Source organism: Streptomyces sp. NPDC059850, from assembly GCF_042731515.1.
Classification (GTDB): Bacteria; Actinomycetota; Actinomycetes; order Streptomycetales; family Streptomycetaceae; genus Streptomyces.
In genome coordinates, this window is record NZ_JBHWJI010000010.1 from 137395 (window position 1) to 158778 (window position 21384).

Sequence of the window (21384 nt, forward strand, 5' to 3'; positions counted from 1 at the left end):
GCTACCGCCCGCTACCGCCCTATCGGCCACGCAGCCGACGAATGCTCGTCGTCCTCCTCCGCGACAAAGCGCGCACACGCATCCGTCAACGCCTCCAACAACGTCAACGGATCCGGCAACGCCCGCTCCGGCCCGAGGAGCCACGCCACCCGCCCATCCCCCGGCAGCCGAGCCGGAGGCACCAGCACATAGCTCCCCCGGCAATGCCACCGCAGCCCCGGATGCTCATCCATCGTCTCGGGATGGCAGTCCAGCTCACACGGCCACCACTCGTCCTCGTCGTCCGGCGTCCCCCGCGTCGCCGTGAAGAACAGCATCCGCCCCTGCCGCACATCCCCACCGCTCGTCGCGACCGGCCCGACCTCCACCTCCGAGGCGCCCAGCCGCTCCAGGGCCTGCCGCCCCGCGTCGACCGGTACGTCGAGCACATCGTGGGCATGGCCGGTGGCGGTGATGAAGTTGGCCTGCGGGTCGGCGCGCAGCCAGTGGGCGACCTTGTCCGGGTCGGTCGACGCCTGGGTCGACCAGGCGAAGGAGACGGGGTGCCGGGCGGGGGTCGGACAGCCGATGCGGTCGCAGGAACAGCCGTAGCCGGAGGGGTACGCGGCGGGCGCGAGCGGGAATCCGGCGGCGGCCGCGGCCATGAGCAGGTCCTCGCGGGCGCTCGCGGCGACCGCTCCCGAGCCGCTATCGCCGCCCGTCGCGCTTCTCGGCCGGCGCAGCCACTGGGTGAACCTGCTCTTGCGTTCCATCTATCGCCTCGCTTCACCGCCGCGACCGGCGGTACCGCCGGTACCCGATCAATGCTGCCACCATCCTGCGCCCGAGGTGGCCGGTGTCCGCATCCGGGGTGACGCCGGGACCCACGTCCGGGTGCTGATATCAGGACATAACAGAACGAGCACCCCTAGCGTTCCCTTTATGATCACCAGGTATTTTCTGACCGGTGTGGCGGTCCTCACCCTTTCCATACCAGCGGCCCTCCTGGCGACCCCCACCGCCCGTCCGACCGTCTCCCCGGCCGCCCGCCCGCCGGAACGAGCCCTCGACACGGGCCTCGGCACGAGCCCCCCGCAGATCATCTACACGGCCCATCGCGGCGGCGCCCTCGAAGTGCCCGAGAACAGCATGACCGGGCTGACCACCGCCCTGACCCGCAAGGACGCCCAGGTCGTCGACTTCGACATCCGCACCCTGCGCGACGGCACGCTCGTCGTGATGCACGATGCGACGCTGGACCGTACGACGTCCCAGGCCGGGCCCGTGAACGCCCTCACCGCCACCCAGTGGCGCACCGTACGTCTCCGCCCCGCCCCCGCCCTGCGCGGCGCCTGGAAGCCCGAGCGGCCGCCGACCGTGGCCGAGGCGCTGGACCGGCTCGGGGGACGTACGACCCTGATGGTCGAGACGAAGGACCCGGCCGGACTGCCCGAACTGGCCCGCATGATCCGCGACCGGGGCCTGACCCGCTCGGTCTACGTGAACTCCAACCACCCGGACGTGGCCCGCGAGGCCCACCGGATGGGCCTGCTGGCCCAGCTGTGGCGGTCCGCCCGGCAGATGCGCCACGACCGGCCCGGCGACTGGCGCGGGGTCGTGGACCTGCTGGACGTCGACTACCGGGCCCGGGACGCGGACATACGGCGCGCCGTCGCCTCCGGCGTGCCCCATGTGTGGGCGCACACCGTCAACACGGCGGGTCAGCGCGATCGGATGGTGCGGCTGGGGTGCGACGGGATCATCACGGACGCGCCGAGCCTGATGATCACCACCCCGATACGGGGGCGGCTCAGCGCGGGCTGAGGCCGCGCAGCGCCATGCCGACCACGGCGTCCGCGTACGCATGGGTGAGCGGCAGCGTCCGCAGCAGCCAGCGGGCGGTGATCGGGCCGGTCATCAGCTCCACCGCGATCCGCGGATCGAGGTCCGCCGCCAGCTGCCCGGCCCGCTGGGCGGCGCGCAGCCGCTCGACGTAGCGCTGGGCCGACGGCTCCAGCACCCGGCGCACGAACTCCGCGGCGATCTCCGGGTTGACGATGCCCTCGGCGGCCAGGGCCCGGTAGGGCAGGTCGTACGCGGGCGACAGCAGCTCGTCCACCGTGGCGCGCAGCACGCCCCTGAGGTCGGCCTCCAGATCGCCGGTATCGGGAATCACGTACGGCTCCTCCCCCGCCGCCCGCTCGCCGAGGTCGACGAACGCGTCCAGCAGGACGGCCGCCCTGGACGGCCACCAGCGGTAGATCGTCTGCTTGCCGACCCCGGCGCGGGCGGCGATGGCCTCGATGGTGAGCTTGGGATAGCCCACCTCGGCGACGAGTTCGAGCGCGGCTTCGAGGATCGCGCGGTGCGAACGTTCACTGCGGCGGGTCGCGTTGGGAGCCATGCGGGTCAATGTAGCCGCCCCTTTTGGGCAGCCCCGGGGCCGCGTGGCCCACCCCGTAGAATTCACGGAATGCACGCCCCGCATGCCGCCCCCACCGCCGAGACGCCGCGCACCGCGCACGCCGCCCCCACGGCCGAGACGCTGCGCGCCGCGCTCGCCGGGCTGCTCGACGGACTGCCGCCGCGCCAGGCGGCCCAGGCGGTCGACCGGCTGATCGCCAACTACCGGGGCCGCACCCCGACCGACGCGCCCGTGCTGCGGGACCGCTCCGATGTCGCCGCGTACGCCGCGTACCGGATGCCCGCGACCTTCGAGGCCGTGCGCGCCGCCCTCGACGGGCTGCGCGAGCGCGCCCCGGACTGGGCGCCCGCCTCGCACCTCGACATCGGCGGCGGTACGGGCGCGGCGAGCTGGGCCGTGGCCGCCGCGTGGCCGGACGGGGGCCACAGCACCACCGTCCTGGACTGGGCCGAACCCGCCCTCGCCCTTGGCCGCGAGCTGGCCGGGCAGTCCGCCGCGACCCCGCTGCGCGAGGCCCGCTGGCAGCGCCGCGCCCTCACCTCCCACCTCGCGCTGCCCGACGCGACGGACCTGGTCACCGTCTCCTACGTGCTGGGCGAACTCACCGCCCCCGACCGCCGCACCGTCGTCGGCGAGGCAGCCCGTACGGCCCAGGCGGTGGTGCTCGTCGAACCCGGCACCCCCGACGGCTATCTGCGCCTCCGCGAGGCCCGCGACCAGCTCGTATCGGCGGGCTTCCGGATCCTGGCCCCGTGCCCGCACAGCGACGCGTGCCCCATCGAACCGGGCGCCGACTGGTGCCACTTCGCGGCCCGGGTGAGCCGTTCGTCGCTGCACCGCCAGGTGAAGGGGGGCTCGCTGGGGTACGAGGACGAGAAGTTCGCGTACGTCGCGGCGGCCCGCTTCCCCACCGAGGCGGCGGACGGAACGTCGCGCGTCACCCGCCACCCCCAGACCCGCAAGGGCCAGGTGCTGCTGGATCTGTGCACCCCCGACGAGGGCCTGACCCGCCGCACCGTCACCAAGCGCCACGGCCCCCTCTACCGCGCCGCCCGCGACACCACGTGGGGCGACTCCTGGCCGCCGCCGCTCGACGAGCAGTGATCTAGAGGGCGCGGGCCAAGGCGGTGGCCGCCGCCGCGCGGGGCGCGCTGTCGCCGGGGCGGCGGCGCGGGTGGACCGTGGTGGCGAGCAGGATCAGATAGCAGTCCCGGGACCGGTCCAGCACCAGGCTGGTGCCCGTGAACCCGGTGTGTCCGGCCGCGCCCCCGCCCGCCAACTCGCCCATGAACCACGGCTGGTCGACCTCGAAGCCGAGCCCCGGGGCGGTCAGCATCAGGTCCACGGAGGCGGGGACAAGCACCGGCCCGCCGCCCGCCAGCAGCGCACGGCACAGCACGGCAAGATCGGCCGCGGTGGAGAAGAGCCCGGCGTGGCCCGCGACGCCGCCGAGCGCGTACGCGTTCTCGTCGTGCACCACGCCCCGCAGCATGCCCCGGTCGAGCTTGCCCCAGGGGCGCCGCTGGTCCTCGGTCGCGGCGATGCGCGGCAGCCAGGCGCGGGGCGGGCGGAAGCGGGTGGACGCCATCTCCAGGGGGCCGGTGATCCGGTCGTGGACGAGGCCGTCGAGCGGGCGGCCGGTCACCCGCTCCAGGACCCGCTGGAGCAGCAGCAGGTTGAGGTCGGAGTAGCGGCGGACGGCCCCGGGTGGGGTGCGCGGCGGCTCGGCATACAGCCGCGCCCACCGCGCCTCGTCCCCCACGCAGTCGTACAGCGGCAACTCCGGGACCAGCCCCGAGCGGTGGGTGAGCAGCTGCCGCACCGTGATGCCATGCTCGGCGGCGGCGTGGCACTCGGGGGCGTACGAGGCGACCGGGGCGTCCAGCGCGATCTCCCCGCGCTCCAGCGAGCCCACCGCCACGATCGCGGTGAACAGCTTGGTCAGCGAGGCGAGGTCGAAGACGGTGTCGGCGCGCGCCGGGACCCATCGCGCGCGCGGCAGCTCACGGTCGTACGCGGCGTACCGCACCGCCCAGCCGAAGGCGCCCTCCGCCAGAGGCCCGGCGCCCGTCCCGGCGGTCACCACCGCGCCCGCGCACCAGGGGCGCTCCCCCTCAGGGAGCGCCTCCACGGTGCGCAGGAGGAGGCTCAGGCCACCGTCACGCTCTGCTTCGTGCGTCGCTGCCACGGGCGGCAGAGTCCCATGAAGCAGCCCATGGCGGCCAGCGCGCACACCAGCTGGACGACGGCCATCGGCACCGCCGTGGTCTCGCCCGCGATCCCCACCAGCGGCGAGGCGACGGCCCCGAGCAGGAAGGTGGAGGTGCCGAGCAGCGCGGACGCGGAACCGGCGGCGTGCGGGGTGCGCATCAGCGCCGAGGCGTTGGTGTTGGGCATCGCCAGGCCCATCGAGGACATCAGCACGAACAGGCAGGCGGCGACCGGTACGAGACCGACCTCGCCGAACAGCCCGGCGGACAGGGCCAGCAGCGCGGTCGCCGCGACGGTGATCATGGCAAGACCCACGGCCAGCACCTTGTCCATGCTGACGCGGCCGACCAGGATCCGGCCGTTGACCTGGCCCATGCCGATGAGGCCGATCGAGTTGAGCCCGAAGAGCAGGCTGAACGTCTGCGGCGAGGCGCCGTAGATCTCCTGGACGACGAAGGACGAACCGGAGACGTAGGCGAAGAGGGCGGCGAAGGCGAAGCTGCCCGCGAGCATGTAGCCGGTGAAGACGCGGTCGGCGAGCAGCCCGCGCATCGTACGCAGCGCCTCGCCGAGCCCGCCGTCGTGACGGCGCTCGGGCGGCAGCGTCTCGCGGAGGAAGCGCCAGACGACGAGGGTGAGCAGCGCGCCGATCACGGTCAGGACGAGGAAGACGCCGCGCCAGTCGGTGAAGCGCAGGATCTGGCCGCCGATGACGGGCGCGGCGATGGGCGCGACACCGGAGATCAGCATCAGGGTGGAGAAGAAGCGGGCCATCGCGATGCCGTCGTACAGGTCGCGGACGACGGCGCGGGCGATCACGATCCCGGCCGACCCGGCGAGCCCCTGGAGCAGCCGGAAGCCGATGAGCATCCCGGCGGAGGGGGCGAAGGCGCAGATGGCGGTGGCGATGACGTAGATCACCATGCCGATGAGGAGGGGGCGGCGGCGGCCCCACTTGTCGCTCATCGGGCCGACGACGAGCTGACCGAGCGCCATGCCCATCAGGCAGGCGGTCAGGGTGAGCTGGGCGGTGGCGGCGGAGCTGTGGAGCGCGTCGGTGACCTCCGGCAGGGCCGGGAGGTACATGTCCATCGAGAGGGCGGGGAGAGCGGTGAGCCCACCGAGGACGAAGGTGACGAGGAGGCTCGCGCGGCGCTGCGCGGTCAGTGGAGCGGTGACCTGAGGCGCGGTGGCCTGCGGCGCGGCGGCGGGAGAAGAAGAGGGTTCGGGTCTGTCGGCCCGGTCGGGAGCGGCGGCCGTGAGGCCGGGCTGCTGCATGCTGACCTTCCATGAGTCGTTGAATCGTTGTCTATGCTCTCAGCAGAATTGGAGTGCTCACGACCGAATAAGTCAGGGGTGAGGATGTCCGGACCGAAGAGCGAGCCCGTGCGGTGGGGGATCCTGGCGACCGGCGGCATCGCCGCGTCGTTCACGAAAGATCTGCTCGACATGGCAGACGCGCAGGTCACGGCGGTGGGCTCGCGCAGCCCGGAGGCGGCGAAGCGGTTCGCGGAGCGGTTCGGGATACCCCGTTCCCACGGCAGCTGGGCGGAGCTGGCCGCCGACGACGAACTCGACGTGATATACGTCGCTACCCCGCACGCGGCCCACCGCGCCGCGGCCGGTCTGTGCCTGGAGGCGGGCCGGGCGGTGCTGTGCGAGAAGGCGTTCACCCTCAACACGCGCGAGGCGGACGAGCTGGTCGGCCTCGCCCGCACCCATGACCGCTTCCTGATGGAGGCGATGTGGACGTACTGCGATCCGGTCATCCGGCGCATGACCGACCTCGTCCAGGACGGCGCGATCGGCGAGATCCGCGCGGTCCACGCGGACTTCGGCCTCCCCGGCCCCTTCGACCCCGGCCACCGCCTCCGCGACCCGGCCCAGGGCGGCGGCGCCCTGCTCGACCTCGGCGTGTACCCGCTCTCCTTCGCCCAGCTCCTGCTGGGCGAACCGTCCACCGTCCAGGCCCACGCGGAGCTGTCCCCGGAGGGCGTGGACGTGAACACCGGCCTGCTGCTCGGCTGGGACACCGGCGCGGTGGCCCTGCTGAGCTGCTCGATCACCGCCGACACCCCCATGACGGCGGCGGTGACGGGCTCGGCGGGCCGCATCGAGTTCCCCCGCGGCTTCTTCCACCCCGACCACTTCACCCTCCACCGCCCGGACCGCGCCCCGGAGAAGTTCACGGCCCCGGACGGCCTGCGCGCCTACCAGCGCGAGGCGGCGGAGGTGATGCGCTGCCTGCGCGCGGGCGAACGCGAATCCCCCCTCGTCCCCCTGTCGGGCACTCTGTCCGTCATGCGCACCCTGGACAAGGCCCGAGCCCAGACCGGCGTCCGCTACCCCGCCGACGGCTGAGCCCGCGGCGCCCGGATCGCGGCGCCGCGGGCCGTCACCGGTCAGACCTGCTGGAGGCCAGGGTTTCCGGCTTCGCTGACGAACGACGCCGCTGTGGTGAGGGGCGCGCCCGGGGTCGTGACCGCGGAGACCGTCTTGTAGTCGGCCCGCGCCTGGTCGCCGTCCAGCTGGACCGTCACATAGCCGCGGCGCCCGTTGTAGAACTTCATGTGCGGGTTGGCGGCCATGTAGGTGGACCAGTTGGCGGGCTTGTCGGCGCCGTCCTTGCCGCTGGTGACCGACGTGCCGACGAACTCGACGCCCAGGGTCTGGGACGACGGGTTGTTGAAGTCCTTCTTGATGTCGAAGGCGTAGTGGACGTGGACGTCGCCGGTCAGGACGACGAAGTTCTCGATGCCCGCCTGCTCGACACCGGCCATGACGCGGTCGCGGGAGGCGGGGTAGCCGTCCCAGGAGTCCATGGAGAGCTTGGAGCGGTCGGCGGTGGTGTTCTTCCGCTGCGAGAAGGTGACCTGCTGCGGGAGGACGTTCCAGGTGGCGTGGGAGCGCTGGAAGCCGTCGAGGAGCCAGCGCTCCTGGGCGGCGCCGGTGAGGGTGCGGGACGGGTCCTCGGACTCGGGGCCCGGGTACTGCCAGCCGTCGCCGTACGCCTGGTTGGAGCGGTACTGGCGGGTGTCGAGGATGTCGAACTGGGCGAGCCGGCCGTAGTGGAAGCGCCGGTAGAGCCGCATGTCGGCGCCGGCGGGCTGCTGCGGCATGCGCAGCGGCATGTTCTCCCAGTACGCGCGGTAGGCGGCGGCCCGGCGGATGAGGAACTCCTCGGGCGGGTTGCCGTTCTCGTCGACGTCGTCCGCGTAGTTGTTCTCGGTCTCGTGGTCGTCCCAGGTGACGAACCAGGGGAAGGCGGCGTGGGCGGCCTGGAGGTCCGGGTCGCACTTGTAGAGGGCGTAGCGCAGCCGGTAGTCCCCGAGCGTCATGGTCTCGGTGTTGAAGTGCGCGGGGAGGGTGCGGTCGGTGTAGTTGCGGGCGCCGCCGACCGCGCTGACGGCGTACTCGTACTGGTAGTCGCCGACGTGGAAGACGGCGTCCAGGTCCTCGGCCGCGAGGTGCCCCAGGGCCGTGTAGTAGCCGTCGTGGTACGCCTGGCAGGAGACCAGGCCGAAGGTCATGTCACGGACCCGGGCGCCGTACGACGGGGTGGTGCGGGTGCGGCCGGCGGGGCTGGTCCACTTGCCCGCGCGGAAGCGGTACCAGTAGACGCGGTCGGGGTCGAGGCCCTTGGCGTCCACGTGCACGGTGTAGTTGAACTCGGCGTGGGCGGTGGCGGTTCCGCGCGCGACCACCCGGTTGAAGTGCTCGTCGCGGGCGATCTGCCACTCGACCTTGACGGCGCCCTCCTCGGGCAGGCCGTTGCCGGGCTCGTAGGCGCGGGGCGCGAGTCTGGTCCACAGCACGACGGCGTCGGGCAGTGGATCGCCGGATGCCACGCCGAGCGTGAAGGGGTTTTCGGTGAGCGCGTCCGTACGTACCTGCGCGGCCTGGGCGCTGGGCAGGTTGGTGGAGAAGGCCAGTGCGGCGGCTGCTCCGGTGACGGTGAGGAAGCGGCGGCGGCCCAGATGTGCTGCCGCGGCTCGTATCGCCTGCTGATGTGCGGCGTGTGCCATGTGCTCTCCCCTGGCTCGTGGCGTCAGAGGAATTGGAGTGTCGGGGAGAGGCCGCACGCTTGCCTACACACGACGCACACATGTCGGCTGGGTGAGGTCCGTTTCCGGATAGGGCGTTTGCCGTCATATACCTTGCGCGAAAAGGGATGTGACGTGGCGTACGCTCCGGCCCCATGAACCCAAGCGATGGTGTGCCGGTGGTGTCGAAGGTCGCCGTGGTGACGGGCGCGGGCTCCGGGATCGGCCGGGCGGTGGCGCTCGAACTGTGCGAGTCGGGCTGGTCGGTGGTGCTCGCGGGGCGCCGCGAGGAGACCCTGGCGGAGACGGCGCGCCGGGCGGGCGAGGGCCCCTCGGTCCTGGTCGTGCCGACGGATGTGAGCAGGCCGGAGCGGGTGGACGCGCTCTTCGCGGCCGTACGGGACCGCTTCGGCCGCCTCGATCTGCTGTTCAACAACGCGGGCAGCTTCGGCCCGCGCGGGGTGCCGGTGGAAGATCTGGGCCACGAGGACTGGCAGGCGGTCGTGGACACCAACCTGACGGGCGCCTTCCTGTGCGCGCAGGGCGCCTTCCGGCTGATGCGCGACCAGGATCCGCAGGGCGGACGGATCATCAATAATGGCTCGATTTCCGCCCATGCCCCACGGCCGCACAGCGTCGCGTACACGACGACCAAGCACGCGCTGACCGGGCTGACCAAGTCGCTGTCGCTGGACGGGCGGGCGTACTCCATCGCCTGTGGACAGATCGACATCGGCAACGCGGAGACGGAGATGACCGGGCAGATGCGGGCCGGTGTACTCCAGGCGAACGGGGAAGTGGTGGCCGAGCCCGTGATGGACGTGGCGGATGTCGCACGTACCGTGCGGCATATGGCGTCGCTGCCCCTGGAGGCGAATGTGCAGTTCGCGACGGTACTGGCGACGGCGATGCCGTACATCGGTCGCGGCTGACGGGCGGTGGGTCGTCACCGATCGTAGATAACCCCCGGCCCGATCGAATAATGTGACCGAGCGGAAATTCACCCCAAGAGATCAGCCCCGCCCGCAGATCCGACCGCCCCACGATCGAAGAAGACCGCATTGCGTTCCTTCCCGCTCACTCTGGTCGCCCGGCTGCTGCCCGTCGCGGTCCTCGCCGTCGCAGGCGTGGCCATGACCTCCCCCGGCGACCCGGACGACACGCGCCCTCAGGCGGCCGACGCCTCCCCGACCCCGTCCGCCGCCGAGGAGGACGGCGCCCCGGACGGGGACACCCCGGAAGGCGGCGGATCCGGGATCACCCCGGACGGGGGCGGCGGCGCGAGTACGTCGGGGCGCTACTCCAAGCCCCCGACCGACGCCTGCGCCGCGCTCCCGGCGGCCACCGTCAAGAAGCTGGTGCCGGGCGCGGAGACCAGCGGCGACGCGATGAAGAGCAGCGATCTCTCCCGCCGTTCGGGCTGCTCCTGGCACAAGCTGGAGGGCTTCGACTACCGCTGGCTGGACATCAGCTTCGACGTCACCGGCCGGGCGCCCGGGGGCTCCGGCGACCCGGTGTCGGGCCTCGGCGACAAGGCGACCGTGAGCGACAAGCTCACCAGCGACGACGACCAGCAGGTGCGTGAGGCGGTCGTCACCGTCCGCAAGGACAACGCGACCATCGTCGCCACCTACAACGGCGGCGACTTCGAGAGCCACAAGGCCCCTTCGTCCAAGGTGGTACGGGACGGAGCGATCAGCGCCGCCAAGAATGCTCTCTCCGCGCTCGACGAATGACCGCTTTCGCGTATGTCGATGAACATGCGCTGTGTTTCGACAGGACGCTTCGGCGACTGGTTACGATCACCGCACCGTAACCAACCTCTGGAGTACCACCGTGTCCGAACCACGCCTGGGCGTTGCCATCCTGACCATGGGCAACCGGCCCAGAGAGGTGGCCGCCCTGCTGGAGTCGGTCGCGAAACAGGACGTACCGCCCACCCGTGTCGTCGTCGTCGGCAACGGCTCCCCGCTCCCCGAGATGCCGGACGGGGTGACCGCGGTCGAGCTGGAGGAGAACCTCGGCGTCTCCGGCGGCCGCAATGTCGCCTGGCAGCGGCTGCGCGCCTTCGGTGACGTCGACGTCGTCATCGACCTCGACGACGACGGGCTGCTCGTCGACGCCGATGTCTTCCGCACCGTGCGCGACCTGTACGCGGACGACCCCCGGCTCGGCATCGTCAGCTTCCGCATCGCCGACGAGCTGGGCGAGACCCAGCGCCGCCACGTCCCCCGGCTGCGGGCGGGCGACCCGATGCGCGGCGGCGAGGTGACCACCTTCCTCGGCGGCGGACACGCCCTGGCCGTGCCGATGCTGGACCAGATCGGCGGCTGGCCGGACGAGTTCTTCTTCACCCACGAGGAGACCGACCTCGCGTGGCGGGCGCTGGATGCCGGGTGGAAGGTGCTGTACGTCCCCGAACTGCTGCTCCAGCACCCCCGCACCTCCCCCGCCCGGCACGCGGTCTACTACCGGATGACCGCCCGCAACCGCGTCTGGCTGGCCCGCCGCCACCTTCCGCTGCCGCTGGTCCCCGTCTACCTCGGTACGTGGACCCTGCTCACCCTCGCCCGCACCCGCGCCCTCGACGGGCTGCGGGCCTGGGCGGGCGGCTTCATGGAGGGCGTCCGCACCCCGTGCGGCACCCGGCGGCCGATGCGGTGGCGCACGGTGTGGCGGATGACCAGGCTGGGCCGCCCGCCGGTGATCTGACTCTCCGTCACCCGTGCTCAGGTGAGGGCGTCGGCCACCAGGGCGGCGGCCCTCGCCACCAGGGGGTTGTCCGTCGGGCCCTGGGGGTCGTGCTTGACCGAGAGCACCGACAGCACCAGCGGGGTGCGCTCCGGGGGCCACACGACGCCCACGTCGTTGGCCACTCCGTACTGGGTGCCGCCGCCCGTCTTGTCGGCCAGGATCCAGTCGGCGGGCAGGCCCTTGCGGAACCGTTCGGTGTTGGTGGTGTTCGCCACCAGCCAGCCGGTCAGCCGCCTGCGGTCCCCGGTGTCGAGCGCACGGCCGAGGACGAGCCGGGCGAACGTCTTCCCGATGGCGCCGGGGCTGGTGGTGTCCGTCTCCCGCCACGGCTCGGCCGAGTTCAGCTCCGGCTCCCAGCGGTCGAGCCGGGTCGTCCCGTCGCCGAGGGAACGGCAGAAGCGGGTGATGGCCGTGGGGCCGCCCAGGTCCTGGAGCAGGAGGTTCGCGGCGGCGTTGTCACTCTCGCTGACGGCGGCCGCGCACAGCTGCTCGACGGTCAGCCCGCCCGCGATGTTCTCCGGCTTGCCGGTGACGGGGGCGTAGCCCGCCTTCCGGACGAACTCCTCGGTGTAGTGGACGCGCCGGGCGAGGAACTCGCCGTCGCGGTCGAGATCGCGCAGCACCGCCGCGGCGGCGAGCGCCTTGAACACGGAGCAGATCGGGAAGCGCTCCTCGGCGCGGTAGGACACCGCCGCCCCGCTGGCCGGGTCGAACGCGAACACGCCCAGCCGGGCCGCGTACTCCTGCTCCAGTGCGCGCAGTCGCGCGGTGATGTCCGCGCGGGACGGGGCCGCTGACGCGCTGCCCGGTACGGACACCACGGCGGCCAGAGCCGTACCGGCGCCCAGGACCAGCACGTTCCGGCGGGAGGGGGCGGGGGTGGCGGGGTGCACAGGCGGTCCTCATCTCTTGGTATGGGGTCGTGCCGGAATCGCACGCCGTCAGTGAAGCTCCGGCGCATCGCCATGTCGAATACACTCTCGACCCACGTGCGATTCCATCTGGATATCCGCGCATGTCAGGGGGCTCGTTGCTGACGGAACGACATCTGGAAATCTTCGTCGCGCTGGCGGAGGAGCAGCACTTCGGCGCCGCCGCGCAGCGCGTCGGCATCACCCAGCCGCCGCTGTCGCAGGGGCTTCGCCGTCTGGAGGCGCTGCTCGGCGTCCGCCTCTTCGACCGCACCCGGGGCGTCGCCCTCACCGACGAGGGCGCCCTGCTGCTGCCCCACGCGCGCCGCGCGATGGCCGCGCTGGCGGAGCTGCGGGAGGCCGGGGCCCGGGAGCGGGCGGACGGCCGGCGGCTGCGGCTGGGGCTCGCCCCCGAGGTGCCGCCGTGGGTCGCGGCGGCCGTGGCTTCCGCACCGGGCCGGGCCGGGGAGGGCGGCCGGATCACGGTGGTGACGGCGCCGACCGCCACGCTGCTGTCCGAGACCTCGGCGGGGCGGCTCGATGTGGCGCTGGTGCGGCATCCGGCGGTGCTCCACGGTCTGGGGGCGGGCCGGGTGGTGCTCTTCCCCACCTGGACGCTCTCGCCCGCCGACCACCCGGCGGCGGCGCGGCTGCCCGTGGCCGTACGTCCGCGAGAGGAGGCCCCGGCGGCGTACGACCTGTTCGTGGACGCCCTGGCCAGCCGCGGACGGCGGGTGGAGACCGTCCAGGTCACCGACGAACGCGCCGGGCTCGCCCTGGTCGCGGCGGGCCAGGCGGTGCTGGTCACCGCCGACCACACGCTGACCGCCTACGGCATCGAGCGCACCCCGGCCGTCGATCCGCCGCTGCCGCTGCGGCTGCGGGTGGTGTGGGACGCCCGGCAGCCGGACGGCGACGGGACCGAGCGGACGGCGCGGCTGCTGGTGGAGGCCCTGTCGCTGCAGGCGGCGGCGCAGACGGCGGCCCTGGAGACCTCGGCATCGTCGCAGGCTGCGCCATGAGCGGGGCCACCGGCTGGGAGGCCCGGGCGCAGCGCGCGATCCGCGGCATGTTCGCCGACGCCGGGGTCCGGGGCTGGCTGCATGTGGCCGATCTGTACCGCCCCGAGGCGTGCGTGACGATCGACCCCGACGAGCCGGTCCCGGTCGGCTCCGTCTACAAGGTGCCGCTGATGGCCGCGTTCTGCCGCCTCGCGGACGCCGGGACGCTCGATCCGCGCGAGCGGATGACGCTCGGCCCGGCGGACCGGATGCCCGGGCCCACCGGCATCTCCATCCTGCGGGACGACATCACCCTCTCCCTGCGCGACCTGGTCGTCCTGATGATGAGCGTGTCCGACAACACCGCCGCCGACGCGGTGCTGCGCCGGGTCGGCACCGAGGCGGTCGACGCGGTGTGCCGGGAACTCGGCCTGCCGTTCACCCGGATCCACGGCGGAGTGGCCACCACGTTCGCGCAGTTGATGGCGGAGACCGGGACCGAGTCGCTGGGCGCGGCGATGCGGCGTCTCGCGGACAACGACGCGACCGTTCCGCCCGTCGTCTACAGCCCCCTCCTCAAGGCCTCCGCCACGCCCTCGGACATGGCCCGGCTGCTGCGCGCCATCTGGACCGGCCGGGCGGCGTCCGCCGAGAGTTGCGCGTTCATGCGCGACGCGATGGGCAAGCAGCCGTGGACGCACCGGCTCGCCTCCGGGTTTCCGTACGACGATGTGACGGTGTCGGGGAAGACCGGGACGTTCGGGTCGATGCGCCACGAGGCCGGGGTGGTCGAACTCGCCGACGGCAGCGCGTACACCGCCGTGGTGTTCACCCAGGCGGCGCGCGCCGACAGCCGGTTGCCGCGCGCCGACGCGGTCATCGGCGCGGCCGCCCGTATCGCCGTGGAGGAGCTGCGCGGCAACGAGGGCACCTAGGGGGTGCCTTCCGGCTCCTCCAGCAGCGCGCCCACCTCCTCGGCGGACGTCTCCCGTAGCTCCTCGCCGACCAGCAGCCAGCGGGTGACGCCGACCGATTCGAGGAACGGCAGGTCGTGACCGGCGATCAGCAGCGCGCCCCGGTACGAGGCGAGCGCGCTGGTCAGCTGGCGCACGCTGGCCAGGTCGAGGTTGTTGGTGGGCTCGTCCAGCATCAGCAGCTGCGGGGCCGGGGCGGCGAGCATGGTGGCCGCGAGGGCGGCCCGGAAGCGCTCACCGCCGGAGAGGGTGCCCGCGGGCTGTTCGGCGCGCGCGCCCTTGAACAGGAAGCGGGCGAGCTGGGAGCGGATGTGCTGGTCGGTGACGCCGGGCGCCATCCGGGACACGTTCGCCGCGACGCTCAGCGCGTCGTCCAGCACGTCGAGGCGCTGCGGCAGGAAGCGCAGCGGTACGAGCGCCCTGGCCTCGCCGGACAGCGGGGCCAGCTCCCCGGCGAGGGTGCGCAGGAGTGTTGTCTTCCCGGATCCGTTACGGCCGACGAGGGCGACGCGTTCGGGGCCGCGTACGTCGAGGTCGGCGCCGCGCAGCCGCCCGTGGCGGGGGCGCAGCGCGCGCAGGCTGAGCACGGTGCGGCCCGCGGGGACGGCCGTGTGGGGCAGGTCCACCCGGATCTCGGCGTCCTCGCGGACCGCCCCCGCGGCCTCCTCGCGCCGCTCGCGCGCCTCCCGCAGCCGGTCCTCGTGCAGTCCGCGCAGGCCTGCCGCCGACTCCTGGGCGGAGCGCTTGCGTTCGCCCGCGACGATGCGCGGGGCCCGCCGCTGGGCGTCCATCTTCTTGCTGTGCCGCTCCCGGCGGGCCACCTTGGTCTGGGTTTCCTCCAGTTCGCGCCGCTGCCTGCGGACGTCCGCCTCGGCGGCGCGCAGCGCCCGTCCGGCCGCCTCCTGCTGGACGGCCAGCGCCTCCTGGTACGCGGACCAGCCGCCCCCGTACCAGCCGACCTCCCCGGACCGCAGCTCGGCGATCCGGTCCACCCGCTCCAGCAGGTCACGGTCGTGGCTGACGACGATCAGCACACCGGAGCGCCAGGAGTCGACGGCCTCGTAGAGCCTGCGGCGCGCGAACAGGTCGAGGTTGTTGGTCGGCTCGTCGAGCAGCAGCACATCGGGGCGCTCCAGCAGCAGCGCGGCCAGCCGCAGCAGTACGGTCTCCCCGCCGGACATCTCGCCCACGGTGCGGTCCAGTCCGAGGCCGCCGAGCCCGAGCGAGCCGAGCGTCGCCAGGGCCCGTTCCTCGACGTCCCAGTCGTCGCCGACCGTCTCGAAGTGTTCGGTGCTCACGTCTCCGGCCTCGATGGCCCGCACGGCGGCGCGGCGCTCGGCGATGCCGAGGGCGTGGTCGACGCGGAGGGTGGTGTCGAGGGTGATGTTCTGCGGCAGATAGGCGAGGCTGCCGCCGATGGTCACCGAGCCCTGGGAGGGCTTTAGTTGACCGGCGAGCAGCCGCAACAGGGTGGACTTTCCGGTGCCGTTGGCGCCGACGAGCCCGGTACGGCCCCGGCCGACGCTGAGGGACAGCCCGTCGAAGAGCGTCGTGCCGTCGGGCCACTGGAAGGTCAGGTTGGAGCAGGTCACGGCGGTGCCGGGGGTGGTGGTTTCGGCCATGGTGTTCTCGCAGTCGTCAGCGCTGGGGCAGGGGCGTCGTATGCGAGCACCACGCGGCGGCCAAGCCGGGAGGAGCGCGGGAGGGTGCGGGGCCTGTCGGGCGAGGGACGGCTCATGCACCGAGGTCGCAACACGCGTACGGCAACGCCGTACCACGCGGTGATCGCGAACCTCAGATGCGCAACGTCCACCTCTATCGGAGACAACAGGACGCCGTCACGATAGCGCAGCCACCTCCCGGCGGCAGCGCTTTTCTAAGGCGGCGCGGTCGGGGCGCTCCCCGGCGGGGGCGGTCTCCCCCACCCCGCCCCTCCCCGAAACCGGAGCTGCGCCCCGGACCCCGCTCCTCAAACGCCGGAGGGGCTTGACTTGAGCCGGTGGCCCGGGCCTCGGCGGGGGTACGGCCGTACGCGGGGCGGGACCGTGGCGCGTGGGGGCGTCAGTCTGGGGTGGCCATCGACGTGAGGCGGTGGGCCAGGCGGGTGGCGGCTTCCCTTAGCTCCGGGGGGTCCAGGATCTGGGCCTCGAAGGGGAGGCGGGCCACGTGGACGGCGAGCCAGTCCAGGTTGTCGCCACCCGCGACGAGGACGCACCAGCCGTCGCGGTCGTCCTCGACCCGGCCCACCTGCGGCGGGACCAGCTCGCGTACGCGGTCGGGCGGGGCGTGCAGGCGTACGCGGGCGACGTGGCGGTACGGGGCGCCCGTCACGGACTGCTGCACATAGGCGACCGGGTCGGGGTGCTCGCGCGGGCGGAAGCGCCAGGTCGTCGCCGTCGTCTCGCGCATCCGGTCCAGCCGGAAGGTGCGCCAGTCGTCGCGGTCGGTGTCCCACGCCATCAGGTACCAGCGGCGGCCGGTGGTGACCATCCGTACCGGCTCGACCGTGCGCTCGCGCTCCTCGCCACCCCGGGCGGCGTACCGGAACCGCACCCGCACCGCGTCACGGCAGGCCCGCGCGAGGGTCACCAGCACCTCCGCGTCGATCTCGACACCCGGTCCGACCAGGGTCTCGGTGGCGCCGTGCACCGCCCGGACCTCGGCGCGCAGCCGGGGCGGCATCACCTGGTCGAGCTTGGCGAGGGCCCGCAGCGCCGCCTCGCCCGCCCCGGCGACCGTGCCGCCGGACGCCAGCCGCAGGGACACCGCCGTCGCGATCGCTTCCTCGTCGTCGAGGAGCAGCGGCGGCAGCCGGGTGCCCGCGCCGAGCTGGTAGCCGCCGCCGACGCCCGCCACCGCGTGGACGGGGTAGCCGAGCGTACGCAGCCGCTCCACGTCGCGGCGCACCGAGCGGTCGGTGACATCCAGCTCGGCGGCGAGTTCGGCGGCGGTCCACGACGCGCGGCGCTGGAGCAGCGCCAGCAGCCTCAGCACCCGTTCGGTCGTCCCCTCTACGGTCATGTCCTCATCGTTCCAGCAATTACGGAAGGGAGCTGTCCGCTATCTGCGGCACGCTGCACTCATGACCGACCAGACGTGGAACACCCTGCTGCGCGACCAGATCGGCTGGCACTGGACCCACCAGCTGCGGGCCCGGCTCGACGGGCTCACCGACGACGAGTACTTCTGGGAGCCGGTTCCCGACTGCTGGAACGTGCGCCCGCGCGGCACCGGCACCGCCCCCGTACAGGCCGGGTCCGGCGCGATGACCATCGACTTCGCGATGCCGGAGCCCGACCCGCCGCCGTTCTCGACGATCGCCTGGCGCCTCGGGCATGTGATCGTCGGCGTCCTGGCGATGCGCAACGCCTCGCACTTCGGCCGTGCGCCGACCGACTACCAGTCGTATCCGTACGCCGCGACCGCCGCCGAGGCGCTGGCCCAGCTCGACGCGGAGTACGCCACCTGGCAGGCCGGGGTCGCGTCCCTCGGCGAATCGGACCTCGCCCGCCCCTGCGGGGCGGCGGAGAGCCCGTACGACGACCTTCCGCTGGCGGCGCTCGTGCTGCACATCAACCGGGAGATGATCCACCATCTGTCCGAGGTGTGTCTGCTGCGTGACCTGTATCTGCACACCCACCGGACCCCACGGGAGGCGAGCTGACATGGCCCGCGACATCCAGATCACTTACGACTGCGGCGACCCGGCCGGGCTGGCCGCGTTCTGGGCCGAGGCCCTGGCCTACCGGGTGCAGGACGCGCCCGAGGGCTTCGACTCCTGGGACCAGGCCCTGGAGGCGATGGGCGTGCCGCCCGAGAGACGCAACGACGCCTCGGCCCTGGTCGACCCGGAGGGCGCCGGGCCACGGCTGTTCTTCCAGCGGGTGCCGGAGGGCAAGCGGGCCAAGAACCGCGTGCACCTCGACGTACGGGCCGCCCCGGGGCTGGAGGGCGACGCGCGGATGGCGGCCCTGGAGGCGGAGGCCGAACGGCTCATCGCGCACGGCGCCACCCGGTTGGAGCGCCACGAACCCGCTCCCCCGCTCTTCACCGGCCACCTGGTGATGGCCGACCCGGAGGGCAACGAGTTCTGCCTCGACTGACCGGCCGGGGAGCACGGGGAAGGGCCTCGCGCCGTGGCGCGAGGCCCTTCGCCCCGGATGGCTAGCCGTTCGGGACGCGCAGCTTGTCCCAGCTCTTCTCACCGGGGATGCCGTCGGCGTCATCGCCGGAGAAGCCCAGCTTCCGCTGCCAGGCCGCGTACGACTCCTTGTCGGCGTCCGTCCACTCCGGGCCCGGACCCTCCTCGTAGAGGTCGCAGTCCTCGGCGACGAGCCGCTTCCCCATCGCCGTGATGATCTCGCTGTCCCGGCCGTCACGGAAGAAGTCGGCGCCCGGGAAGGGCACGTACTCCGCCGTCTTCGTCTCGTCGGTGCTGTCCGGCTCGGTGCTGTCCGGCTTGGCGCCGAGCCGCTTGCCGACGCGCGTGCGCATGGAGTTCATCGTGAAGCCCCGGGGGTCCGACTTCCCCGGCTGCCACTCCAGATGGCCGATCACGGACCGTTCGCTCCAGCCGTGGGCGCGGCAGATCGCGGCGGACACCTTCTCGATGGCCAGCTTCTGCTCCTCGGGCCACGGGTCCTCGCCGTCGCCGAGGTTGACGCATTCGAAGCCGTAGAAGCGGGCGTTGCCGTCCTCCTCGGCCTCGTTGTCGGCGGGCAGCTCGGTCTCGTTGATCACCGCGTCCAGGACGTCGCTGTCGCCGATGCCCGCGTGGTTGGCGCGGCCGTTGCCGACGAGGTGGATCTCGCCCTTCTTGTCGATGACCCCGTGGCACAGCGGCCCGGGGAGGTCCGCGTGGCCGTCGTAGCAGAGCTGGACGGAACTCTCGGTGCCCGAGGTGACGGTGTGGTGGATCATGACGCCGTTCACCGGGCCCCAGGGGCCCTTGTCGTCGCGGTGGTGCGAGCGCCAGTCGCGCACTTCGTGGACGGTCAGCCCCTCGTCACGGAGGGCCTTCAGAAGGCTGTCGGCGCTCAGGGGTGTTGCCATGGGGTGTGCTCCTTCGGTGCCTCTGGTCCTCGTCCTCTACGGACGCCCTGAGGACATCCGTCAGTTGCGGTCCCCGGCTTCCGCGTTCCCCAACTCCAGGACCCGCACGCCGTACGCGTCCAGTCCGATCTCCGCGACCGGTTCGCCCGTCGCGAGGTCGCGCAGTTCCCCGTCCGCCGCAGGGCCCACCGTCAGCGGCTCCGGCGACTGGCTGATCAGCCACACGAACCGCCGCCCGTCCTCGTGCACCAGCACATCGGCGCCCACGTACGGGGTGTCGACCGTCACCGGGCGGTCCACACCGGCGAGATCGGCGAGCGCCTCGTACAGCCGGTGGGTCTGCTCGGGATTGACGCGGGCGGTGCGCGCCGCCATGTGCTCCAGCGGGTACGTGGCCAGCACGGTGCGGCCGTGGCCGGTGTCGTGGACCAGGAGCGCGGGGCGGCCGTGGGCGTCGGTGGCGACGACGCGGGCGCCCCGGGGGACGACGGGGAGGTAGGCGCGGGAGTCCTCGTTGCCCGCGACGGGGAACCGCAGCGTCTCCCCGGCGGTCAGCGGGCCGAAGTCCTCGGTGAAGGTCATGACGAGGGTGTCGTCCTCGATCGGCTCCGCCACCCCGTACGAGAGCTGGAGTTCCACCCCGAACAGCGCGTCCAGGCCGTCGAACCAGGGGCCCCGGGTGCCCGGGTGTTCGCCGGAGCAGAAGGAGAGGTACACGGTGGCGCCGTCGCGGGCCCGCCGCGCCAGGGCGCGCCGGGTGCGGGTGGTCAGCTGGCGTGTGGAGGGCAGCAGATACAGCGCGGCGCCGTCGTCCAGGCCGTCCGCCTCGCGGAGGAGGCCCACCGGCAGGTCGGCGGCGCGCGTGGCGGCGTAGGCCTGGTGGAGCGAGGTGAAGATGAGCGGCCGGTCGGCGGGGCGGCTGTAGGGGTAGTCGCGCTCCAGGAACGCGGGCACCACCAGCGCCGCGCCCGTATCCGCGCGGCGGCAGCGCGGAAAGTCCACCCGGCCCAACACGTCGGCGAAGGAAGCGAGTTCGAGCAGCGGGGTCTTGGGGGCGCCGGTGGAGTCGGTGATGCCGAAGTGCATCTCGAAGGGGTGGTGGTCGTACGGGGACTGGTCCCACAGATCGTCGTAGTCGGTGTTGTTCCAGGCGATCCAGCCGGTGGCCCCGCCGAGGAGGGAGTTGTGCAGCGTCTGCCGGTAGTACACGGCGGCGTTCTCGGCTGAGACGGTGTCGGTCGACACCCCGAACTCCTCCAGTACGACGGGCGCGCCGGTCACCGAGGCCAGTTCGCATTCGAAGGCGGCGCGGTGGTGCTGCCGCACCCGGTCGGTGTCGGAGCGGTAGACGTGGGGGCCGACGAAGTCGACGTACTCGGCGGTGTCGCGCAGCGAGAAGCCGTTGTCCCGGCCGGTCACCTCGATGCCCCACGCGCCGTCCCCGAGCGAGACCGGCTGGGTTCCGCCCGCCGCGCGCACCGCGTTGCACATGGCCTGCGCCCAGGCCGTCACGACGTCGCTGGAGGGCGGGTCGACCTGGTAGATACGGCCGTAGCCGGGCATCTCGTTGGTGATCAGCCAGCCGGTGACCGCCGGGTGGCCGGTGAAGCGGCGGGTCATCTGCGAGACGAACCACGCCTGGCGGCCGACCATCCACACGTCCTCGTACAGATCGCGGCCGCCGCGCCAGGCCGGATCCCAGTTCTCGCCGGACATGTGGCCGACGATGAAGGTCGGGACGGTCCCCATGCCCGCCTCGGTGTGCGCGTCCAGGAAGTCGCGGAAGCGCTCGCACAACTCCTCGTCGACCCGGTGCGGTTCGGGGTGGAAGTCGGGCCAGTAGAAGAAGGAGCGGGTCATGGTCAGACCATGCTCGCGCAGCACCCGCAGTTCCTCGCGGACCGTCTTGGGGTCGTAGTTCCGCCACATCAGGGGCCCGCCGGTGCGGGACCAGAAGTTGGCGCCGAGCCAGGGCAGGACGGCGGGGTGGTGGGTGAGCTGGGCGCTGTGGCGTCGCATGGGCTCTCTTCTGTC

Annotated in this window: 20 protein-coding genes; 10 read left to right on the forward strand and 10 right to left on the reverse strand. The window is 72.8% G+C overall.

Going from position 1 to position 21384, the window contains the following annotated elements; translation table 11 throughout:
- Positions 1-11: 11 nt before the first annotated feature.
- A complete protein-coding gene (locus tag ACFV9T_RS10860) occupies positions 12-752 on the reverse strand; it encodes a bifunctional DNA primase/polymerase (RefSeq protein ID WP_385438421.1) in 741 nt (246 codons plus the stop codon).
- A 169-nt stretch (positions 753-921) separates the two neighbouring features.
- Between ACFV9T_RS10860 and ACFV9T_RS10865 the strand changes: the two genes are divergently transcribed.
- Entirely contained in the window at positions 922-1803 is an 882-nt protein-coding gene (locus tag ACFV9T_RS10865) for a glycerophosphodiester phosphodiesterase (protein WP_385438423.1), read from the forward strand.
- Here the strand turns inward: ACFV9T_RS10865 and ACFV9T_RS10870 are convergent.
- Positions 1790-2383 carry a TetR/AcrR family transcriptional regulator gene (locus ACFV9T_RS10870; RefSeq protein WP_385438424.1) on the reverse strand — a complete coding sequence of 198 codons (594 nt, stop codon included), beginning with the start codon at positions 2381-2383 and terminating at the stop codon, positions 1790-1792. The two genes, ACFV9T_RS10865 and ACFV9T_RS10870, sit on opposite strands and share 14 nt — an antisense overlap.
- Positions 2384-2452: 69 nt before the next feature.
- Between ACFV9T_RS10870 and ACFV9T_RS10875 the strand changes: the two genes are divergently transcribed.
- A complete protein-coding gene (locus ACFV9T_RS10875) occupies positions 2453-3508 on the forward strand; it encodes a small ribosomal subunit Rsm22 family protein (RefSeq protein ID WP_385438427.1) in 1056 nt (351 codons plus the stop codon).
- Position 3509: 1 nt separating this feature from the next.
- Here ACFV9T_RS10875 and ACFV9T_RS10880 read toward each other — a convergent pair whose 3' ends face one another.
- On the reverse strand, positions 3510-4535 hold the full coding sequence (locus ACFV9T_RS10880; RefSeq protein WP_385438583.1) for a serine hydrolase domain-containing protein: 1026 nt from the start codon (positions 4533-4535) through the stop codon (positions 3510-3512).
- A gap of 17 nt (positions 4536-4552) precedes the next feature.
- Entirely contained in the window at positions 4553-5893 is a 1341-nt protein-coding gene (locus ACFV9T_RS10885; RefSeq protein ID WP_385438429.1) for a multidrug effflux MFS transporter, read from the reverse strand.
- A gap of 84 nt (positions 5894-5977) precedes the next feature.
- On the opposite strand from ACFV9T_RS10885, the gene ACFV9T_RS10890 reads away from it, so the two are divergent.
- Complete coding sequence (locus ACFV9T_RS10890; protein WP_385438432.1) at positions 5978-6976, forward strand: Gfo/Idh/MocA family protein; 999 nt, start codon at positions 5978-5980, stop codon at positions 6974-6976.
- Between the two features lie 41 nt (positions 6977-7017).
- Here the strand turns inward: ACFV9T_RS10890 and ACFV9T_RS10895 are convergent, their stop codons facing one another.
- Positions 7018-8640, reverse strand: coding sequence for an alkaline phosphatase D family protein (locus ACFV9T_RS10895; protein ID WP_385438433.1), 1623 nt, complete (start codon positions 8638-8640; stop codon positions 7018-7020).
- A 173-nt stretch (positions 8641-8813) separates the two neighbouring features.
- Here ACFV9T_RS10895 and ACFV9T_RS10900 point away from each other — a divergent pair, with 173 nt between their 5' ends.
- From ACFV9T_RS10900 to ACFV9T_RS10910, 3 genes are all read left to right on the forward strand, one after another.
- Positions 8814-9590 (forward strand): SDR family oxidoreductase, encoded by a 777-nt coding sequence (locus ACFV9T_RS10900; RefSeq protein WP_385438436.1) that lies wholly within the window; start codon positions 8814-8816, stop codon positions 9588-9590.
- A 129-nt stretch (positions 9591-9719) separates the two neighbouring features.
- On the forward strand, positions 9720-10394 hold the full coding sequence (locus tag ACFV9T_RS10905; RefSeq protein ID WP_385438438.1) for a hypothetical protein: 675 nt from the start codon (positions 9720-9722) through the stop codon (positions 10392-10394).
- A 100-nt stretch (positions 10395-10494) separates the two neighbouring features.
- On the forward strand, positions 10495-11370 hold the full coding sequence (locus ACFV9T_RS10910; RefSeq protein ID WP_385438440.1) for a glycosyltransferase family 2 protein: 876 nt from the start codon (positions 10495-10497) through the stop codon (positions 11368-11370).
- Between the two features lie 17 nt (positions 11371-11387).
- Here the strand turns inward: ACFV9T_RS10910 and bla are convergent, their stop codons facing one another.
- The gene (bla, locus tag ACFV9T_RS10915; RefSeq protein ID WP_385438442.1) at positions 11388-12305 is read right to left on the reverse strand and encodes a class A beta-lactamase; all 918 of its coding nucleotides are present in this window, start codon (positions 12303-12305) and stop codon (positions 11388-11390) included.
- A 137-nt stretch (positions 12306-12442) separates the two neighbouring features.
- On the opposite strand from bla, the gene ACFV9T_RS10920 reads away from it, so the two are divergent.
- Positions 12443-13345 carry a LysR family transcriptional regulator gene (locus tag ACFV9T_RS10920; protein WP_385438444.1) on the forward strand — a complete coding sequence of 301 codons (903 nt, stop codon included), beginning with the start codon at positions 12443-12445 and terminating at the stop codon, positions 13343-13345.
- A complete protein-coding gene (locus ACFV9T_RS10925) occupies positions 13342-14259 on the forward strand; it encodes a serine hydrolase (protein ID WP_385438446.1) in 918 nt (305 codons plus the stop codon). Before ACFV9T_RS10920 ends, ACFV9T_RS10925 begins: the two co-directional genes overlap by 4 nt.
- Here ACFV9T_RS10925 and ACFV9T_RS10930 read toward each other — a convergent pair.
- Positions 14256-15920, reverse strand: coding sequence for an ABC-F family ATP-binding cassette domain-containing protein (locus ACFV9T_RS10930; RefSeq protein ID WP_385438448.1), 1665 nt, complete (start codon positions 15918-15920; stop codon positions 14256-14258). The genes ACFV9T_RS10925 and ACFV9T_RS10930 overlap by 4 nt on opposite strands.
- A 439-nt stretch (positions 15921-16359) precedes the next feature.
- Positions 16360-17319, reverse strand: a complete 960-nt coding sequence (locus ACFV9T_RS10935; protein WP_385438450.1) for a helix-turn-helix transcriptional regulator — start codon at positions 17317-17319, stop codon at positions 16360-16362.
- 61 nt (positions 17320-17380) lie between these two features.
- Between ACFV9T_RS10935 and ACFV9T_RS10940 the strand changes: the two genes are divergently transcribed.
- Both ACFV9T_RS10940 and ACFV9T_RS10945 read left to right on the forward strand, forming a co-directional pair.
- Complete coding sequence (locus tag ACFV9T_RS10940; protein ID WP_385438452.1) at positions 17381-17962, forward strand: DinB family protein; 582 nt, start codon at positions 17381-17383, stop codon at positions 17960-17962.
- 1 nt (position 17963) lies between these two features.
- Positions 17964-18401 carry a VOC family protein gene (locus ACFV9T_RS10945; protein WP_385438454.1) on the forward strand — a complete coding sequence of 146 codons (438 nt, stop codon included), beginning with the start codon at positions 17964-17966 and terminating at the stop codon, positions 18399-18401.
- 61 nt (positions 18402-18462) lie between these two features.
- Here ACFV9T_RS10945 and ACFV9T_RS10950 read toward each other — a convergent pair whose 3' ends face one another.
- Positions 18463-19350, reverse strand: a complete 888-nt coding sequence (locus ACFV9T_RS10950) for a peptidoglycan-binding protein (protein WP_385438455.1) — start codon at positions 19348-19350, stop codon at positions 18463-18465.
- 60 nt (positions 19351-19410) lie between these two features.
- Positions 19411-21369: a cellulase family glycosylhydrolase gene (locus ACFV9T_RS10955; protein ID WP_385438457.1), complete on the reverse strand. Its 1959-nt coding sequence runs from the start codon at positions 21367-21369 to the stop codon at positions 19411-19413.
- Between the last annotated feature and the right edge of the window lie 15 nt (positions 21370-21384).

Excerpts from the sequence above, each read along its gene's own strand:
- ACFV9T_RS10890 (WP_385438432.1), top strand. The coding sequence starts at position 5,978 with ATGTCCGGACCGAAGAGCGAGCCCGTGCGGTGGGGGATCCTGGCGACC.
- ACFV9T_RS10955 (WP_385438457.1), bottom strand. The coding sequence starts at position 21,369 with ATGCGACGCCACAGCGCCCAGCTCACCCACCACCCCGCCGTCCTGCCC.
- ACFV9T_RS10945 (WP_385438454.1), top strand. The coding sequence starts at position 17,964 with ATGGCCCGCGACATCCAGATCACTTACGACTGCGGCGACCCGGCCGGG.
- ACFV9T_RS10935 (WP_385438450.1), bottom strand. The coding sequence starts at position 17,319 with ATGACCGTAGAGGGGACGACCGAACGGGTGCTGAGGCTGCTGGCGCTG.
- ACFV9T_RS10865 (WP_385438423.1), top strand. The coding sequence starts at position 922 with ATGATCACCAGGTATTTTCTGACCGGTGTGGCGGTCCTCACCCTTTCC.
- ACFV9T_RS10950 (WP_385438455.1), bottom strand. The coding sequence starts at position 19,350 with ATGGCAACACCCCTGAGCGCCGACAGCCTTCTGAAGGCCCTCCGTGAC.
- ACFV9T_RS10895 (WP_385438433.1), bottom strand. The coding sequence starts at position 8,640 with ATGGCACACGCCGCACATCAGCAGGCGATACGAGCCGCGGCAGCACAT.
- ACFV9T_RS10940 (WP_385438452.1), top strand. The coding sequence starts at position 17,381 with ATGACCGACCAGACGTGGAACACCCTGCTGCGCGACCAGATCGGCTGG.
- ACFV9T_RS10860 (WP_385438421.1), bottom strand. The coding sequence starts at position 752 with ATGGAACGCAAGAGCAGGTTCACCCAGTGGCTGCGCCGGCCGAGAAGC.
- ACFV9T_RS10925 (WP_385438446.1), top strand. The coding sequence starts at position 13,342 with ATGAGCGGGGCCACCGGCTGGGAGGCCCGGGCGCAGCGCGCGATCCGC.
- ACFV9T_RS10885 (WP_385438429.1), bottom strand. The coding sequence starts at position 5,893 with ATGCAGCAGCCCGGCCTCACGGCCGCCGCTCCCGACCGGGCCGACAGA.
- ACFV9T_RS10930 (WP_385438448.1), bottom strand. The coding sequence starts at position 15,920 with ATGGCCGAAACCACCACCCCCGGCACCGCCGTGACCTGCTCCAACCTG.
- ACFV9T_RS10900 (WP_385438436.1), top strand. The coding sequence starts at position 8,814 with ATGAACCCAAGCGATGGTGTGCCGGTGGTGTCGAAGGTCGCCGTGGTG.
- ACFV9T_RS10875 (WP_385438427.1), top strand. The coding sequence starts at position 2,453 with ATGCACGCCCCGCATGCCGCCCCCACCGCCGAGACGCCGCGCACCGCG.
- ACFV9T_RS10870 (WP_385438424.1), bottom strand. The coding sequence starts at position 2,383 with ATGGCTCCCAACGCGACCCGCCGCAGTGAACGTTCGCACCGCGCGATC.